16 protein-coding genes are annotated in these 17,570 nt (G+C 64.2%); 8 read left to right on the top strand and 8 right to left on the bottom strand.

All coding sequences use genetic code 11. The features are described from left to right. Positions 1 to 116: 116 nt before the first annotated feature. From ACTXGA_RS01460 to ACTXGA_RS01440, 5 genes are all read left to right on the top strand, one after another. On the top strand, positions 117 to 1,019 hold the full coding sequence (locus ACTXGA_RS01460) for a fructose bisphosphate aldolase (protein WP_443391318.1): 903 nt from the start codon (positions 117 to 119) through the stop codon (positions 1,017 to 1,019). A gap of 280 nt (positions 1,020 to 1,299) precedes the next feature. Next, entirely contained in the window at positions 1,300 to 1,821 is a 522-nt protein-coding gene (locus tag ACTXGA_RS01455) for a hypothetical protein (protein ID WP_443391317.1), read from the top strand. Positions 1,822 to 1,959: 138 nt separating this feature from the next. Continuing rightward, positions 1,960 to 3,009: a peptide chain release factor 1 gene (gene prfA, locus ACTXGA_RS01450; protein ID WP_443391316.1), complete on the top strand. Its 1,050-nt coding sequence runs from the start codon at positions 1,960 to 1,962 to the stop codon at positions 3,007 to 3,009. After that, complete coding sequence (prmC, locus tag ACTXGA_RS01445) at positions 3,006 to 3,857, top strand: peptide chain release factor N(5)-glutamine methyltransferase (protein ID WP_443391315.1); 852 nt, start codon at positions 3,006 to 3,008, stop codon at positions 3,855 to 3,857. The genes prfA and prmC overlap by 4 nt, the downstream gene beginning before the upstream one ends. 214 nt (positions 3,858 to 4,071) lie before the next feature. Continuing rightward, the gene (locus ACTXGA_RS01440) at positions 4,072 to 4,821 is read left to right on the top strand and encodes a DUF4167 domain-containing protein (protein WP_443391314.1); all 750 of its coding nucleotides are present in this window, start codon (positions 4,072 to 4,074) and stop codon (positions 4,819 to 4,821) included. 83 nt (positions 4,822 to 4,904) lie between these two features. Here ACTXGA_RS01440 and rsmA read toward each other — a convergent pair whose 3' ends face one another. The 6 genes from rsmA to lptF form a co-directional block, all read right to left on the bottom strand. Continuing rightward, positions 4,905 to 5,753 (bottom strand): 16S rRNA (adenine(1518)-N(6)/adenine(1519)-N(6))-dimethyltransferase RsmA, encoded by an 849-nt coding sequence (rsmA, locus tag ACTXGA_RS01435; protein WP_443391313.1) that lies wholly within the window; start codon positions 5,751 to 5,753, stop codon positions 4,905 to 4,907. 79 nt (positions 5,754 to 5,832) lie between these two features. After that, positions 5,833 to 6,795, bottom strand: a complete 963-nt coding sequence (pdxA, locus tag ACTXGA_RS01430; RefSeq protein WP_443391312.1) for a 4-hydroxythreonine-4-phosphate dehydrogenase PdxA — start codon at positions 6,793 to 6,795, stop codon at positions 5,833 to 5,835. Beyond that, positions 6,792 to 8,015, bottom strand: a complete 1,224-nt coding sequence (locus ACTXGA_RS01425) for a peptidylprolyl isomerase (protein ID WP_443391311.1) — start codon at positions 8,013 to 8,015, stop codon at positions 6,792 to 6,794. The genes pdxA and ACTXGA_RS01425 overlap by 4 nt, the downstream gene beginning before the upstream one ends. Continuing rightward, entirely contained in the window at positions 8,003 to 10,171 is a 2,169-nt protein-coding gene (locus ACTXGA_RS01420; protein WP_443391310.1) for an LPS-assembly protein LptD, read from the bottom strand. Before ACTXGA_RS01420 ends, ACTXGA_RS01425 begins: the two co-directional genes overlap by 13 nt. Beyond that, positions 10,168 to 11,262, bottom strand: a complete 1,095-nt coding sequence (gene lptG, locus ACTXGA_RS01415; protein ID WP_443391309.1) for an LPS export ABC transporter permease LptG — start codon at positions 11,260 to 11,262, stop codon at positions 10,168 to 10,170. Before lptG ends, ACTXGA_RS01420 begins: the two co-directional genes overlap by 4 nt. Continuing rightward, positions 11,259 to 12,398 carry an LPS export ABC transporter permease LptF gene (gene lptF / locus ACTXGA_RS01410; protein WP_443391308.1) on the bottom strand — a complete coding sequence of 380 codons (1,140 nt, stop codon included), beginning with the start codon at positions 12,396 to 12,398 and terminating at the stop codon, positions 11,259 to 11,261. The genes lptG and lptF overlap by 4 nt, the downstream gene beginning before the upstream one ends. 133 nt (positions 12,399 to 12,531) lie before the next feature. Here lptF and ACTXGA_RS01405 point away from each other — a divergent pair, with 133 nt between their 5' ends. Together ACTXGA_RS01405 and ACTXGA_RS01400 are read left to right on the top strand one after the other, a co-directional pair. Then, entirely contained in the window at positions 12,532 to 13,998 is a 1,467-nt protein-coding gene (locus ACTXGA_RS01405) for a leucyl aminopeptidase (protein WP_443391307.1), read from the top strand. 107 nt (positions 13,999 to 14,105) lie between these two features. After that, positions 14,106 to 14,561 carry a DNA polymerase III subunit chi gene (locus ACTXGA_RS01400; RefSeq protein WP_443391306.1) on the top strand — a complete coding sequence of 152 codons (456 nt, stop codon included), beginning with the start codon at positions 14,106 to 14,108 and terminating at the stop codon, positions 14,559 to 14,561. A gap of 48 nt (positions 14,562 to 14,609) precedes the next feature. On the opposite strand, the gene ACTXGA_RS01395 is transcribed toward ACTXGA_RS01400, so the two are convergent. Together ACTXGA_RS01395 and ACTXGA_RS01390 are read right to left on the bottom strand one after the other, a co-directional pair. Then, on the bottom strand, positions 14,610 to 15,191 hold the full coding sequence (locus ACTXGA_RS01395; protein WP_443391305.1) for a retropepsin-like aspartic protease family protein: 582 nt from the start codon (positions 15,189 to 15,191) through the stop codon (positions 14,610 to 14,612). Between the two features lie 71 nt (positions 15,192 to 15,262). Next, positions 15,263 to 15,883 carry a MarC family protein gene (locus ACTXGA_RS01390; RefSeq protein WP_443391304.1) on the bottom strand — a complete coding sequence of 207 codons (621 nt, stop codon included), beginning with the start codon at positions 15,881 to 15,883 and terminating at the stop codon, positions 15,263 to 15,265. A 113-nt stretch (positions 15,884 to 15,996) separates the two neighbouring features. On the opposite strand from ACTXGA_RS01390, the gene ACTXGA_RS01385 reads away from it, so the two are divergent. Then, a complete protein-coding gene (locus tag ACTXGA_RS01385) occupies positions 15,997 to 17,565 on the top strand; it encodes an oleate hydratase (RefSeq protein WP_443391303.1) in 1,569 nt (522 codons plus the stop codon). The last annotated feature ends 5 nt before the right edge of the window (positions 17,566 to 17,570 follow it).

Below are 17,570 nucleotides of genomic sequence, written 5' to 3'. Positions count from 1 at the left end.
CCCGTCCGTTACTGCGTCGCAGTTAGCGTTATCAGCCGCGCGGCCTACTATACCGCCCCTGCGCCCTGCGGTAACGCTTTGGTCAAATGCCTTTCTTCTCATCAGACGAGGATTTCATGGGACAGGACGCCGCCACCTTTGCCAAGCAGGCCGAACAGATGCGCACCGGAGCAGGCTTTATCGCCGCGCTCGATCAATCGGGGGGATCGACCCCGAAGGCGCTGCGTCTCTACGGTGTCACAGAGGACATGTACGATGGCGAAGAGGCCATGTTCGGCCAGATCCACGAGATGCGCAGCCGGATCATCACCGCACCGGATTTCACCAATGCAAAGGTGATCGGCGCCATCCTGTTCGACCGGACCATGCGCGCAAAGGTCGAGGGCAAGCCGACCGCGCAGGCCCTGTGGGAAGATCGCGGTATCGTGCCCTTCCTCAAGATCGACAAGGGGCTGGAGGAAAAGGCCGACGGCGTGCAACTGATGAAGCCGATCCCGGGCGTCGAAGAGACGCTGAAAGAGGCGGCGGAGTTCGGAATCTTCGGGACCAAGGAGCGATCCGTCATCCACGAGGCGAATGAGACTGGCATCAAGGCCATCGTCGCGCAGCAGTTCGAGCTTGGCATGACAGTTCTGGCGGCGGGTCTGGTCCCGATCCTCGAACCCGAGGTCGATATCAATTCGCCCACCAAGGCAGAAGCAGAGACGATGCTGAAAGCCGCGATCCAGACGCATCTGGATCAACTGGCCGAGGGACAGGACGTGATGCTGAAGCTGACCATCCCGACCGAGGACGGCCTGTATGACGACCTTGCCGACCACCCGCGCGTGATCCGCGTGGTGGCGCTGTCGGGGGGGTATTCCACCGATGAGGCCTGCGAACGTCTGGCGCGCCAGCCCAAGATGATCGCCTCTTTCAGCCGTGCGCTGGCCGAGGGACTGTCCAAGCAGCAGTCGGATGAGGAATTCAACGCGGCCCTTGGCGCCAACATCGACAAGATCTATCGCGCCTCCGCCTGAGGTCTGCCGCGTCACAACCTTGTGAGAGGCCCCGTCTTCGGTTCGAAGGCGGGGCTTTTTGCTGTCTGGCGTTTGGGTCGGATTCAAAATCCATTTTTGGATCAGGGTATTACAAGGAAACGGCGGAATTCCTCACCTGCGGAGGCTGGGCAACTCGGCGTAGGGTCTGTCCCAGATGCTAGGCCCCCAAGGTGCAAGGACACCGGCAGACCGGGCTGACGAGCAGACAAGTTGAATGACGAAACACTTTGACCCCACTTTGATCCCAAGGAACCGACCGATGAAAATTCTCGCCAAGATGACCCTCGCCGCCCTCGCGCTGTCCGCCACTGCCGCCGCCGCGGCACAGGGCGACAAGATCACCGCATTGGGCTATGGCCACACGCAGCAGCAAGCCAAGATCGTGACCATCCAGACATGGACCAATGCGGCGCATGATGCCTACGGCTATGCGGATTGGAACACTGCCTATATCGGCCACATGGAGTGCATCCAGAACCCGGCCTATGCCTCGAACAAGTATTCGACCCTGTCGCGTGAGATCATCAAGACGGGCGGCGACCAGACCGCACCGTGGTCCTGCATCGTGAGCGGCTTTCAGGACGTGAAGACAACCTACGACGGCACCTACAAGCAGCCCGATCACTACGGCGGCCATGACGGTGGTTTCACCCCGACCCACAGCGGCGGTTACACCGGCAACGCCTACAAGGGTAACGGGTACTCTGGCGGATACACCGACGGGTACTCGGGTGGATACACCGGCAACGCCCATACCGGCGGGTCGACCTACAAATACTGAATTCGGGTTGATCCCGGCGCGACTTGCCCCCTGTCACACCCGACAGTTCGCGTCTCTCCCGAATGACCTCGGTGCTCCCACAGGGCGCCGGGGTCAGCTGCATCTTGACGGTGCCTTCGGGATGGGCAATGCAGCCACATGATCCCGACAGAACGATTGCAACAGATCAAGGAGCGGCTCGAATTTGTCGAGGCGCGCATGTCCGCGGGCGATGGCGACATTGCCGCGCTGGGCCGTGAATATGCCGAGTTGAAGCCGGTGGTGACCCAGATCGCGGAATGGGAACGCCTGCAACAGGACATTGCAGAGGCCGAGGCCATGCTGTCCGACCCGGAAATGAAAGAGCTGGCCGAAGAAGAACTGCCCGAATTGCGCGCCCGTCTGCCAGAGGCGGAACATGCGATGCAGCTGGCGCTTCTGCCGCGCGACGCCGCCGATGCAAAACCTGCCATGCTGGAAATCCGCCCCGGCACGGGCGGCGATGAGGCGGCGCTGTTCGCCGGGGATCTGGCGCGCATGTATCAGCGTTACGCCGAGGCACGTGGCTGGCGTTGGGAAGTGATCGAGGAACAGCTATCGGAGCTGGGCGGCGTGCGGGAACTGGTGGTCAGGATCGCTGGCGACAACGTCTTTGCGCGGCTCAAGTTCGAATCCGGTGTCCACCGGGTGCAGCGGGTTCCGGAAACCGAAAGCGGCGGCCGCATACATACCTCCGCCGCCACGGTCGCAGTCTTGCCCGAAGCCGAAGAGGTCGACATTCGCATCGACCCGAACGACATCCGCATCGATACCATGCGCTCTTCCGGGGCGGGGGGACAGCACGTCAACACCACCGATTCTGCGGTGCGGATCACGCATATCCCCTCCGGGATCGTGGTGACGAGTTCCGAAAAGAGCCAGCACCGCAACCGCGAGATCGCCATGCAGGTGCTGCGCGCGCGGCTGTTCGACATGGAACGATCCAAGGCCGATGCCGAACGGGCCGGGGCGCGCAAGGCGCAGGTCGGTTCCGGTGACCGGTCGGAACGCATCCGCACTTACAATTTCCCACAGGGCCGCATGACGGACCACCGCATCGGGTTGACGCTGTACCGGCTGGACCAGATCCTGCAGGGCGATCTGGATGAGATCATCGACGCGCTGACCGCCGATCTGCAGGCCGCGCAACTGGCCGAGATGCAAACGTGAGCGCGCGCGGATCGGATCTGCTGTCGCGGGCCACCGCGCAATTGGTCGAGGCCGAGGTGCCGGACCCGGGCCGAGACGCGCGCCGCCTGCTGGCCCATGTGCTGAAGGTTCCGGCGGGGCGGCTGACGCTGTTCCTGCCGGAACCGGTGGACCCGGCGCAGGCCGAGGATTTCCTGACGCTGATCTGCCGGCGCGCCGCACGAGAGCCGGTCAGCCACCTGACCGGGCGGCGGCAGTTCTACGGCCGCGAATTCATCGTCACCCCGGACGTGCTGGACCCGCGCCCCGAGACCGAGACGCTGATCGAAGTGGCATTGAGCGAACCCTTTGCCACGGTGCTGGACCTCGGCACCGGCACTGGCTGCATCCTTCTGACCCTTCTGGCAGAGCGTGAGGGCGGGGTGGGCATCGGGACCGACCTGAGCGCCGAGGCGCTGGAGGTGGCGTTCTGGAATCGCAACGCGCTGCAACTGGAACAGCGGGCGGCCCTGCGGCGCGGCAGCTGGTTCGATGCGCTGAAGCCGGGCGAGGACGGTTTTGACCTGATCGTCTCCAATCCGCCCTATATCGCGGTGTCGGAAATGCCGTTCCTGTCGCCAGAGGTGCGCGGGCACGAGCCGCGCCTTGCCTTGACCGATGAGGCCGACGGGCTGAGCGCCTACCGCGCGATTCTGTCGGGGTTCAACGCGTTCCTCGCCCCGGGTGGGCGGCTGGCGGTCGAGATCGGCGCAAGCCAGGGAATGGCGGTTTCGCGCCTCTTTGCCGCAGCCGGTCTGCGCGGAGTGCGGGTCATTCCGGACCTTGATGGCCGGGATCGCGTCGTTGTGGCCACAAAAGCCGCGATTTGATGCCAAATTCCACCGATTACTGGTCGTTTTCCGGCATTTTTACTTGTCTCTGCCGGGGCCATGTGCATATTCATATTCAATTGTGCAGTCGAACGGCCGCCGCGCCGATCCCGCGCAATGACAAGCCAACATGAGGGTGACCCGAGCAAGTTTGGCGCATGATGCGCTATACCCCGTCACCCAGCCGTCAAAAAAAGGCTGGATACCAGAAAATATGCGTTCTTCCAAATCCCGTTCGCGGAACAAGAACAACCGCAACCGCAACTCGCTGGGCAACGTTGTCAACCGTGTGTTCGACAGCAATGGCCCCGAGGGCAAGGTGCGCGGCACTCCGCAGCAAATCATTGACAAGTACAATCAGCTGGCCCGCGATTCCGCCCTTGGCAACGACCGCGTGGCGACAGAAAACTTCCAGCAGCACGCTGAACACTACCTGCGCATGCTGGGGGAGGCGCAGCGTGAGCAGGATCAGCGGCGCGAGCAGCAAGAGCGCGAAAACCGCGAACGCCAGGCTCAGCGCGACCGTGAGCGCGCCCAGCGTGACGGCACTGACGGCTCGGACAAGCCGGAACGGCAGGACAAACCGCAGCGCAACGAACAGCCGCGCCCCGAGCCTGTGGCCGAGAGCTATGCCCCCGATGCGCCGCAGCCGGACGTTCTGGACCTGAGCGCAGAGGACGACGGGCCCGGGCTGGTGGACACACCGGAATCGCGGGCCGAAATCAAACCGGGCCGCAAGGGCAAGGCGCCCGAGGACAAGGCAGAGGCTGACGCGGCAGAGGCCGGGACAGCGCCCGAGGCCGACGAAAAACCCAAGGCCGACGAAAAGCCCAGAAAACCGCGCGCGCCGCGTAAACCCCGCGCGCCCAAAGCCGACGGCAAGAAAGCCGTTCAGGCAGAGGCCGAGGCCCCGGCACAGCCGGCCCCCTCTGACGACACGCCGGCCCCCGACGCCGCCGAATAAGCGGCGTCAGGCTTGGTAGGCGTGCCTATGAAAAGGCGATATCGCGCGTAGAACAGGGCGCCGCTTAAGAGCGGCGCCTTTTCCTATTCGGACGCGGCGGCCAAACTGCGCGCCAGTGCGCAGAACGCCTCCAGCGAGACGCGCTCGGCGCGTTCCGTCGGCGGGATGCCAGCCGCCTGCAAATGGTCCTCGATCCGAGGCGACAGGCCTTTCAGCGCTGCGCGCAGCATCTTGCGGCGCTGGTTGAAAGCGGTCGCAACAACCCGTTCCAGAACCTTGGCATCCGCCTCGAACCGCGGCGCGGGGAGGGCCGTCAGGTGTACCACGGCAGAGCTGACCTTGGGCGGCGGTGTAAAGGCCTCCGGCGGCAAACTCAGCGCAATCCGCGCGTCGCAGCGCCACTGCGCCAGCAACGCCAGGCGCCCATAGGCCTTTGATCCCGGCTGCGCTACGATCCGTTCGGCCACTTCTTTCTGGAACATCAAAGTCAGCGATCGCCATGCGGGCGGCCACTGCGGTGGCGTCAGCCAGCGCACCAGAAGCTCGGTGCCCACGTTGTACGGCAGGTTGGCGCAGATCGCGAAAGGCGGCGTCAGATACGCCAGCGGATCGACCTCCAGCGCATCGCCCTCGATCACCTCCAGCCGTCCGGGATAGGCCTCGGCAATCTCGGCCAGCGCGGGCAGGCAGCGGCGATCCTTTTCCACCGCCAGCACCTTGCGCGCGCCTTCGGCCAGCAGACCGCGCGTCAATCCGCCGGGGCCGGGGCCGACCTCCAGCACATCGGTCTCCGACAGGTCGCCCGCCACCCGCGCGATGCGCGAGGTCAGGTTCAGGTCCAGCAGAAAGTTCTGGCCCAGCGATTTGCGGGCCGAGAGCTGATGTGTGGCGATGACTTCGCGCAGGGGGGGCAGGGTGTCGATCTGGCTCATGGTTCTTTGGATTGAAAAATACCTCGGGGGTGAACCGGTCCTGGACCTGTGCCGGGGCCAGTAGGGGGCAAAGCCTCCGTCACGACACCCGCGCCGCCATGCGCAGCGCCGCCAGCATCGACGACGGGTTGGCTAGCGCCTTGCCCGCAATGTCAAAGGCGGTGCCGTGATCGGGCGAGGTGCGCACGAAGGGCAAACCCAGCGTCACATTCACACCCTCGTCGAAATCCAGCGTCTTGATCGGGATCAGCGCCTGATCGTGATACATGCAGATCGCCACGTCATAGCCCGCGCGGGCCCGTTCGTGGAACATGGTGTCGGCGGGCAGGGGGCCGCGCAGGTCCATGCCTTCGCCGCGCAGGCGGTCCAGCACCGGCGCGATCAGATCCATGTCCTCGTGCCCCATGCGCCCGCCTTCGCCCGCATGCGGGTTCAGCCCGGCCACTGCCATACGCGGCGCGGCGATGCCGAACTGGGTGATCAGCGCCTCACGTGTGATGCGGATGCGCCGCTCCAACAGGTCTGCCGTCAGGGCGGCGGGCACTTCCGACAGCGCGATATGGATGGTCACGGGCACCACGCGCAGCCGGTCAGAGGCCAGCATCATCACCACCTCGTCCACCCCGGCCAGATGGGCGAGGAATTCGGTATGGCCGGGAAAGGCAAACCCGGCTCCTTCGGCCAATGCCTGCTTGTGGATCGGCAGCGTGCACAAGGCCGACGCCACACCGGAAAGGGTCAGTCTCACCCCTTCCTCGATGGCGGCGATCACACCGGCGGCCTGTGACGCCTGCGGGCGGCCCGGCGTGCGGGCACCGGGCATGTCCAACGGCCAGACCGGCAACCCCTCGGCCATCCGGGCAGAGGCATCACCTGGGCTGTTCAACACCACATGCGGCACCGTACCCGGCAGATGCGCCGGGTCGCCAATCCAGAAAAACGGCAATTCCTCACGCAGGGCCGTCCACGCGGCCTCTGCCAGTTCGGGACCGATACCGGCAGGCTCTCCGCAGCTCAGCGCAACCGGTTTCTGCGGCGTCATCGGGTGATGATGCGGGCGTCAGCGCGAAGCTGTGCCAGATAACCCTCGGCAAGCGTGGCCAGCCGCTGGTTGCGCAGACCCACGGTCACTTCTTGCCGGTCGATATCTTCGGCGATTTCGCCAGTGCGGCCGCAGAGCATGAGAAAGACCAATGTCTGCCCCCCGGAGCGGGTCAGCGCCGTGGAGACCTCGCCCGGGTCCAGCTTGGACAGTTCCAGCGCAATATCGGTCGGGATCTGGTCCATCGGCAGGGTGCCGCGTTCCAGAACCTCTTCCGGCTGCCCTTTGGCTATGCCGTACAGGTCGTCACAGCGGTCCACCCGCGCGGCGATCCCGCGCGCCTTGGCCAGTGTGTCGGCAGAACGGCCACCGGGCATGTAATAGGCGGCATATTCCAGCGTGCTGGGCTTGGGCGCGGTATAGGCGGTTTCCTCTATATCGCGCAGCTGGAACAACGCAATGGCGCCCTGCAGCGGGATCGGCTGTGTCACTTGCCCAGGCGCAAGGCCCAGAATCAGGGGGCGTAGCTGCGGCGGCAGATCGTTCAGATCCTGCCAGGGCAGGCGGCCACCGTTTCCGCGCGTGGCGGTTGCCGAATAGCGCCGTGCCTCGGCCGAGAAGGCGCCGGTCGAGCGCAGTTCCGCGATGCGCGCGGCGCGGGCGCGGACGGCGGCCTCTTCCTGCGGGGGCATCGGCATGATGATCTCGGACAGCAGGACCCGCACCGAGCTGCCGGAACCCTGACGCGACAGCGCCCGGTCGATTTCATCCTCGGAGACCGTCGCCCGCGAGCCGAACCGCTGCCGAACGACAAAACGCCAAGCGATACCGGCCTTCACGAAGTCGCGAAAGGTTTCTTCTTCCACGCCTTCGGACGCCAGCGCGGCGACAAACTGTTCGCGGCTCATGTTGGCGCGGGTGGCAAATTCAGCCATGCCGTCCAGCAGGTCTTCTTCGGACACGGCGATGCCCATGTCCTTGGCGGCTTGAACGCGCAGGCGATCGTCGATCAGCTGTTCCCGCGCGACCTTTCTGACGTCGCCGGGGGCGCGCAGGACGGTCAGCATGCGCTGGCGTTGCTGCAGCTCGTACCCGGTAATGACGCTGTCATTGACGGTGATCGCCGGGCCGAACAGGTTCTGCGCCGCCGCGGGGACAGAGGCCAGAGCAAGGCCGAGTGCGACCAGAACCGGCGAGAGAACACGGGTCAGTACGAACATGTGGGGCGGTACTCCTTGCCACTGCTGCCGGCGCCGAAGCCTTTCAGCGCGACGGTAAGATCGAAATCGGTGGACGGCTCCAGATTCGTTGCCGAGGCGTAGGTTCTCGATGCCTCGAAATCCACTTGTATGCATTCGGTCGTGTATTGCAGGCCCAGACTGACGCGGTCAAGCCGACGGTCGGCAAGGTCATAGCTGGCCTCTCCGGAGGTCGCCCAGTTGCGGGTCAGCTGATAGCGGCCATCAAATGTCCATTCCGACTGGGACGCATCGCGGTTCTCATCAGGATCGGCCTTGAGCATCAGGTAGGATGCGCCAAGATCCATCCGTGTATTGGACCAGCCCGCGCGCGCCTCGGCCTTGGAAAAATCGCCGGTTTCGTCCAGCAGGCCACGCGCCGACAGGGTCAACCCCAGGGCATTGGCGAACCGTCCGGCGATCAGCAGATCGGACTGCGTGCCGGTCAGACCGGAGGAGCGTGAGAACTCCGTATCTTCGGTATCGCGCCAGACCTTGCCCAGCGTCAGCGCGGCCGACCATCCGGCCGGGGCCTGATGCAGCCAGCGGAAACCCGCCGCCACGGTGCCGCCATGTTCGCGTCTGTCGGCGGCGGGAAAGCGCGACAGGGTCAGCAGGTTGGCCTCGTCAAACTCGACTTGGGTGCTTTCATCGTTGGGATTGCGCAGACGCTCTCCCCCGGACCAGCCCAGTTGCACCACCGGTTCGATCATGGTTCGCCCGCCGCGCGCGCCCTGCCGTTGCATGGGATAGCGCAGTTCTGCGGCGATCCCCGGAATGGCGCGCGAAACCCGGCTGTCAGAGGTCACGTCCTGTTCGGTCAGGTAGGTGTCGAGCCAGAGATGCGTCGACACCCCCGCGCGCAGCCCGCCCACCAGCGTCCAGCGATTGCGCCAGCTGAGTTCGGCGTTGACCCGCGCGACGTCTCGACCGTCGATTTCGTCATCGTCGTCAGAGCCATCGGTGGGGGTCTTGGATTGGCGCAGGTGACCGTGGGTTTCGGCGTCCAGCCGGATCTCTCCCCCGAAGCTGGGGAAAAACCGCCGCTCGACCACGTAATCCGCCATGAAACGGGGCTGCGTGGCATTGGATTCGAAATCGCGCAGGGTCTGATAGTTCAGCACGCTGGCCTGCATGAAGCTGGTGCCGCGGATCCGTGTCAGCGAAATCGAGCTTTCAAGGCGGTCGGCGCCGGTCACGTCATAGTCGTTCAGGTAGGATTCGTCGCTGACCGACTTCAGCCCGAAGTCCAGCTCATACTCGCCGCCGATGACAAAGCTGCCCTCCGCAAAGAGGTATCCGCGCGCGCTATCCGCCTTGAGCGTGTCGGACGTCAATGCCCCGGTCAGCGTCAGGTCCCCGGTCCGGAAGGCGCGGCGATAGCGAACCTCCATGGTTCGTGTTTTGGGCGACAGAAAGGGCGTCAGGGTAACGTCCTGATGTTTGCCGATCGGAATGAAGTAGGGCACCTTGACGCCGAACCCCAACAGCGTCGAGCTGTGAAAGGACGGATACAGAAAGCCGCGGGCGCGTTTCAACGTGGGGTCGGGCATCCGCAGGCGCGGAATGTAGGCGATCGGCACGTCCAGCACGCGGAACTGCGCGCCGTCGAAATAGAGTTGCCGCTCTTCCTGATCGTGGACAACGCGCGACGCGCGGATCTGCCAGAGCGGCACCTGCCGTTTGCCGCAGACCAGGCAGGAGGTGACGGCGACGCGCGATAGTTGCGTATACTGGCCATTTACACGGCGCGCCTCGACCGAGGCCAGTTGCAACTGCTGGTCCAGCACCATCCGCGCGCCCACCAGCAGGCCATTGCGCAACTCCTGATCCATCTCGGCATAATCGGCGGTGATGATGTTGCCATCGGCGTCGATGATGCGGATGGGTCCTTCGATCTGCAACTGGTCCGTCGCGCCATCGTACAGGATGCGCGTGGCCGTCATACGGATGCCGTCGTGAAACGCCTCGACATTGCCGGTGGCGATCAGCCGTTCCTCATTCTCGACAAAGACCTGATCGGCGACCAGAACCGCCGGAAGCGTCGAGGCTTGCGAGGTTTGCTGCGCGACGGCGGGCAGGGCCAGCCAGATCAGAGCGATGCAAAGACGGAAGAGACAAGTCAGCGCGCGTGTCATCCGTCCTCCATCTGCAACACCAAACCAAGCGCAAGGAGGACAGAGGCCACCGGTGGCACCCAAGCGGCGACGAGCGGTGGCAACTGACCACTATCCCCCAGAATCTGAACAAAGCTTCGCACGTAATACAGACCGAAGCCAAGTAGGACCGCAGAGAGGATCGCGATCCCCGTCCGACCAAGGCGCGTTGGCCGCATGGTAAAGGCCGCACCTACCAGAGCCATCGCCACAAAGAACAAGGGGCGCGACAGTTCCATATGCAACCAGACCGCATGACGGCGCGCGGAAAACCCTGCGGTTTCCAGTCCGGTGATAAAGCTCGGCAGGTCCCAGATCGCCACGGCAGAGGGTTTGCCGAACCGGTCGCGGATGCTGTCCTGGGTCAGGTTCGATGGCAGGCGCAGCAGGTCGTGTTCCTTGGCCCCCAGTTCCGGGTTCAGCCCGGCGCTGAGCGGCCATGCCTTGGCCTGGCTCAACAGCCAATTGCCATCTTCCAAACGGGCGCTCTGCGCAAGGATGCGTGTCACCGGACCGCTGTCTTTCGCGTAAACCACGATGGACACATCAAAGAGTTCCGTCGCCTCGGCGTTCGCTCGGCTGGCGTGGATCACCGCCTGTCCCTTGTCGCCGCCTTGCCGCAGCCATAGCCCCTCTGGCCCGATGGACACAGCCGAAGTGACCCCGCCTTCATAGAATTCGAGCATTTCCACGTAGCGTTTGGAGGTGGCGGATACGATCGGATTCATCAGTCCGACCACCAAGGCGCCGATCACGAAAGCGACCAGAACCGGTGCCAGCAACGTGGTGATCCCGGACCGCCCCGCCGCCCGCACAACCACCAGTTCGGACGACCGGGCCAGCCCGACAAACATTGCTATAGAGGCAAGGATCATCACCAGCGGCACGATTTCATAGAGGCCCGAGGGCATCTTGAGCAGGACAACCTGCACCACCTGACCAAAGCTGACGGAGTCGTCAAAGCGACGCATTTCCTCGATCAGGTCCAGCAGCCCCTGGAACAGCGCGAAAACACCAAAGACCGCAAGGAAAAGAACCAGAAAGCGGCGCGCAAAATAGAGATGCAGCGTCATGCAGGCGCTCCCCCGGGGTCACCCCGCCTGGATCGGCGGGGACGGTAGGGCCGAGCAGCCTGCCAGAGCAGCAGCGTGGACATGCCCAACCCGGTGACGCTTGGCAAATAGACCAGTGGCCAGAGCGCGGCATTGCCCCGCACCGGGTCGGTCACCGCGCTTTCCACCAGTTTCACCACCACCAGAAGGCCGATGGCGAACACGATCTGCCGCGTGACACCAAGCCGTGAAAACCCGCCCACCATAAGCGCCGAATAGCCGATCAGCGAAGCCACCAGCGCCAGCAGGGGCAGTTGGAACCGCAAATGCGCCTCTTCCAGCGCCTCGCCCGGAGTATCGCCCGCCTCGACGGCGGAGGCCTCTGTGCGGGTCAGCAATTCCCAGGTGGACATGAAGTTCAGCTTGCGTCGGCCGGGCTGCGCGGCGCTGACGAGGCTTGAGATATCGTAGACGAGGTCGCTGAAGTTCGTCGTCGACAGGCGGCGCGTCTCGTAGTTCAGATCCTGCGCCATGCCCGATACCATCACCAGTTTCGGCCCTTCCTCGTCGCGCAGCAGATAGGCGGTTTCCGAGGTATAGGTGACCTCGCGATTTTCGTTCCGCCGGTCGGACAGGACCACGTCGCGCAGCTCTCCTTCGGCGGTAATGTCGCGGATGTAAAAGGTGACTCCGCGCACGGGGTGCAGAAAGACACCGTCCCGCAGCAGCCGCGCGCTGAGCGAGCCTGAAAGTTCGCGTTCGCGAATGCGCAGTTGTTCCAGCGATTTGGGCACAAGGAAATGCGTCAGCACCGACAACATCAGCGCCACCACGACCCCGAACATCAGGACCGGACGGGCCAGCCGCCAGGGCGAATAACCGGTCGCCTGCACCACGGTCAGCTCGCTGTCCGAGGTCATCCGGTTGGTGACATAGACGGCCGCCGCAAAGGCGGCCATCGGCAGCACAATCGCCACCACCGCAGGCAAAGAGAGAAAGGTGAACTCCATCACGACGCCGGCGGAATGGCCGTCTGCAATCAACCGGTCAAAGATCTGAACGGCCTTGTTCACCCAATAGACCGATACAAGGACTAGGGCGAAAAAGCCGAACACCACCATCAGTTGCGACAGCACATATCTGTCGAATCTCTGCAAGCGCTTGGTCCCCCCAGACCGGCCACGGTGGACGCACCCTAATGTATCGCGTGAGAATGGGAAAGGTGGCACTGGTCAAGCGCGCGGCGGAGAGTTACCTCTCAAGCAAGAAACCCCATCACGGAGACTCCACATGACCGATCTGCGCGCGATCAGCTTTGCCGAAACCGACCTTGACGGACTTGCCGGGGCCCCGGGCCGGGTGGCCGTGGTGGTGACCGGAGACGGAACGCTGAGCCAGGGCGCGCGGCGTCTGAACAAGCTGACGCGCGGGGCGCTGGGCCGGGCAGTGGAAAGCGAGGCTTGGGAGAAACTCTCTGCCGGGGAGGCACTCAGCCTTGCCTGGCCCACGGGCCTGACAGCCGAAGGGCTGGACATCGTCAAACTGGCGCGCCGCCCGGCGACGGCAGAGGCGCGCAAGGCCGGGGCCACTCTGGCGCGGCTGGCGGGCAAATCGGCAATGACCGTGCTGATCGAGGCGACACGCCTGCCCGAGGAGATCGCGCTGGGCATCGCGCTGCGTGGCTATGCCTTTACCGCACGCAAGTCCGAAGAGACCGATCCGCTGGGCGCCGCCACGCTGATGGTGAAAGAACCCGCAGAGGCCCAGACGGCCTTCGTCGGCGGTCGCGCCGTGGCCGAAGGCGTGACCTTTACCCGCGATCTGGTCAGCGAACCGGCCAACGTGCTGACGACCGTCGAATTTGCTGCCCGGCTGGAAGCCCTGCGCGAAACCGGGCTGGAGGTCGAGGTGCTGGACGAACCGGAGCTGGAAAAGCTGGGCATGGGTGCGCTGCTGGGCGTTGGCATGGGATCGGCGATGCCTTCCAAGGTTGTCACCATGCGCTGGAAAGGCGCCGAAGGCGCGCCGCTGGCGCTGATCGGCAAGGGGGTCGTCTTTGACACCGGCGGGATCAGCCTGAAGCCCGCGCAGGGCATGGAGGACATGACCATGGACATGGGAGGCGCGGGCACCGTGGCCGGCGTGATGAAGGCGCTGGCCCTGCGCAAGGCACCCGCGCATGTGGTTGCCATGGTCGGTCTGGTCGAGAACATGCCCTCGCATATGGCGCAACGCCCGGGCGACATCGTCACCTCGATGAAGGGCGACACCATCGAGGTGATCAACACCGACGCCGAAGGCCGTCTGGTGCTGGCCGATGTCATGTGGCACGCGCAGGAAAGCGAACAGCCCGCCGCCATGATCGACCTCGCAACGCTGACCGGCGCCTGCATCATCGCGCTGGGCCATGACAACGCTGGCGTCTTTTCCAACGACGACGGGCTGGCCGATGATTTCCTCAAGGCCGCCGAGGTCGAAGGCGAGGGCGCCTGGCGCCTGCCGCTGGGCAAATCCTATGACGAACAGCTGAAAAGCCAGAAGGCTGACATGAAGAACGTCGGCGGTCGCCCGGCGGGCGCTATCACGGCCGCGCAGTTCCTGCAGCGCTTCGTCAAGGAGGGTACGCCCTGGATCCACCTCGATATCGCGGGCGTGGCGCAGGTGACCAAGGACACGGACCTTGCGCCCAAGGGGGCGACCGGCTGGGGCGTGATGGCGCTGGACCGTCTGGTGCGTGACCGGTTCGAGAAGGGCTGACCGGCAATCCGGCCGGCATTCTTTGGTTTGAAAAATACCTCGGGGGGAGGCTCGCAGAGCCGGGGGGCAGCGCCCCCCTCCCCGGGGTCCGACAGGCGGAGCGCCACATGGGAGACGTCTACTTCTACCACCTGACACGCCGCCCATTGGAGGCGACCCTGCCGGTGCTTCTGGAAAAGTCCCTGGCGGCGGGATGGCGTGTGGCGGTGCGGGGCACAGACCCGGGGCGGCTGGACTGGCTGGACCAGAAACTCTGGCTCGGTCCCGAAGAAGCTTTTCTGCCGCATGGGCTGGCGGATGGACCGCATGACGCCGATCAGCCGATCCTTCTGACCACCGGCAAGGCGGGCAATGATCCGTCCTGCGTGATGGCGGTCGACGGGGCCGAGGTGATGGCGGAAGAGGTTCAGACGCTGGAACGGGCCTGCATCCTGTTTGACGGACATGATGCAGAGGCCGTGCAAGCCGCGCGGGGGCAGTGGAAACGGCTCACCGGGGCAGGCGTGAAGGCCCAATACTGGTCCGAGGAATCGGGACGGTGGGAGAAAAAGGCCGAGGCCTGAGGACCGGGCGCGTTTTCGTCGGCTGTCTGGTTCTTCAGGCGCTCGGTATTAGCGGTGCAGGACCAGCTTACCGCCGGAGATTTCCAGCTTGGCATAGCGGTCGAGGTAACTCATTCCCAGCAGGGAATTTTCCATCTCTCCCGCATTCACGTAGGCGGCGACACGGCGATCCGTGTAGGGGCCAAGCTCAACCTCGTCCAGAACCACGCGCGCGGTGCGGACCACGCCATTTGCGGTCATGGCCTCGGTCAGGAAATGCAGATTGGTGTCGTCGATGCCCGCCCTTTGGGCCGCCTCTCGCGTCAGCACTATCGAACTGGCGCCGGTGTCGACCACGAACAGTGTCGGCGCGCCGTTGATGTCCAGCGTCACATAATAATGCCCGTCCGGGGCGCGGGGCAGTTCGATCTGGCCGCGGTCCTCAAACACCATCTGTTTCGGCATCACCGTATTCGAAATGTCCTGCCACAGCCCGTAGACCGCCACGACCCCGATAAACAGCAGGGCCCAGACCACCATGTGCTGCAGCGTCTTGCCGATGTTACGGCGGCTTTGCACGAAAAGGCCCGCCGCAATGGCAGAGCCAAGCAGCATGAGATAAAGCAGATTGGCTATCTGGTCGCCGTCCATGCGGACCCCCACGGTTGATGCGTTAAAGATAGGGGTTTTTGCGGCGGTTTACACGGCAGGTTTTGCGCCGGTCAGGCAGGTGCCAGGCCAAAGGCACGCAACCCGTCCAATACGAATTGCACCGACAGGGCCGCCAGCAGCATGCCCAGCAAGCGTGTCACCACGTTGATGCCGGTCCGTCCAAGCGCGTGTTCGATAGGGCTGGCGGTCAGGAACAGCAGCAGCGCCAGCAGCAGGACGGCCAGCATCACCAGCAGCACCGACGCCATTTCCAGCGCGCCATCTGTCTGGCCCGCCAGCAGGATCATGCTGGCGATGGCCCCCGGACCGGCGATCAGCGGGATGGCCAGTGGAAACACCGACGGGTCGGGGCCGTCATCTTCCTCGGCCTGATCTTCGCGCCGCTTGGTGCGGCGTTCGAACAGCATGTCCAGAGCGGTGAGGAACAGCAGGATTCCGCCCGCAATGCGGAAGGCGGGCATGGAGATGCCGACAAAACCCAGAACCGCCTCGCCGAAAAAGGCAAAAAGGGTCAGCAGCAAAAGCGCGATCACGCTGGCCCGCAGGGCAATGGCGCGGCGCTGTTTCTGGGACATGCCTTGGGTCAGGGCAACGAAGATGGGCGTCAGCCCGATCGGGTCGATGACCACGAAAAGGGTCGTGAAGGCGCTGATGAGAAAGACGGTATCCATGGCGCCGGGCTAATGCCTGAGGTCTGCGCTGTCCAGCGCCGCGGTTGATCCGGCTCAAGGCGACGCGCCGTCGCGGAGCATAGAATCGAAACCTTGCAGGGGAGGGCAAGATCATGAGCAAAGCTGGAACACATCACATCATCGGGGGCGGCATCGCCGGGCTGGCGGCGGCGGTCTTTCTGGTCCGGGATGCAGGCGTGCCGGGCGAACGGATCCGCATCTATGAACAACTGGGCGTGGCGGGCGGATCGCTGGACGGGTCGGGAGATGCCTCAGAGGGATACCTAATCCGGGGCGGGCGCATGTTCGAAGAGCATTTCGCCTGCACCTTTGATCTGCTGGACGCGATCCCTTCGGCCGACGATCCGTCCGTGTCGGTGCGGCAGGACATCATGGATTTCAACCGGATGGTACCGGGATCATCGAATTGCCGACTGGTGAAACAGGGCAAACCTGCGGAAGACCGGCTGCACCTGACCCTGTCCGCGCAGGACATCGTCAACATCAATCAGTTGATCCTGCACCCGGAACGCGGGCTGGAGGGGCGGCGCATCGACGACTGGTTCGGCGAGAGCTTTTTTGCCAGCAATTTCTGGATGATGTGGTCGACCATGTTTTCCTTTCAGCAATGGCACTCGCTGATGGAAATGCGCCGATACCTACGCCGGTTCATCCATCTCTTTCCCGGGTTCACCCGGATCGAAGGCATCCTGCGCACCCGTTACAACCAGTACGATTCGCTGATTGCGCCCATCCTGAATTGGCTGCGGGATAGGGATGTTGTGCCGCTGACTGGCGTACAGGTCGCGGACGTGGAGATCGCGGGCACCCGGCAGGACCGGGCGGTGACCGCGCTGATCCTGCAAGACGGAAGCCGCGTGGACGTTTCCGCCAAGGACCGGGTTTACATGACATTGGGGTCGATGACCGACGGCTCGGTTCTGGGAGACCGCGATACTGCGCCGGTGCTGGAGGATGCCGAAGGCGGGGCATGGGCGCTGTGGCGGCGTTTGGCGGCCAAGCACGAAGGGCTGGGCCGCCCCGAGGCGTTCTGCACCGATACCGGCAAAACCGCCTGGCATAGCTTTACCGTGACGCTGGATGGTCCGGATTTCTTTGAATTCATGGAGGATTACACCAACAACCGGACCGGGACCGGCGGTTTGATAACATTTGCCGACTCAGGCTGGACCCTGTCCATCGTGCTGTTTCATCAGCCGCATTTTCGGGGCCAGAAACATGGCACCTATACGCTGTGGGGCTACGGGTTGCGCGGCGACCGCGAGGGAGATTTTGTCAAGAAACCCATGTGGCGGGCGACCGGCGAGGAGATTCTGCAGGAGATGTTCGGCCAGTTGCGCCTGACCGACAATCAGCGCGCGTGGTTTGACAAGGCACGGATCCGGGTTTGCCGGATGCCCTTCATCACCAGCCATTTCATGCCGCGCCATCCCGGGGATCGGCCAGACGTTCGGCCCGCTGGCGCACGCAATTTCGCGGTGCTGGGACAGTTCTGCGAATTGCCCCGGGACTGCGTGTTCACCGTGGAATATTCAGTGCGCTCGGCCCGGGTGGCCGTGGCGGCACTGACGGGACGGGTCGACCCGCCGCCACCCGTCGCGCGCACGGATATGGACCCGATGGTGCTGATCCGCGCGGCGCGGGTGTTGATGGGGCAATAGAAAGG

Source organism: Antarctobacter jejuensis, assembly GCF_052266595.1.
Lineage (GTDB): Bacteria > Pseudomonadota > Alphaproteobacteria > Rhodobacterales > Rhodobacteraceae > Antarctobacter > Antarctobacter jejuensis.
Note: the sequence above shows the minus strand (reverse complement) of the source record. Positions and strands in the feature narration are given on the sequence as shown.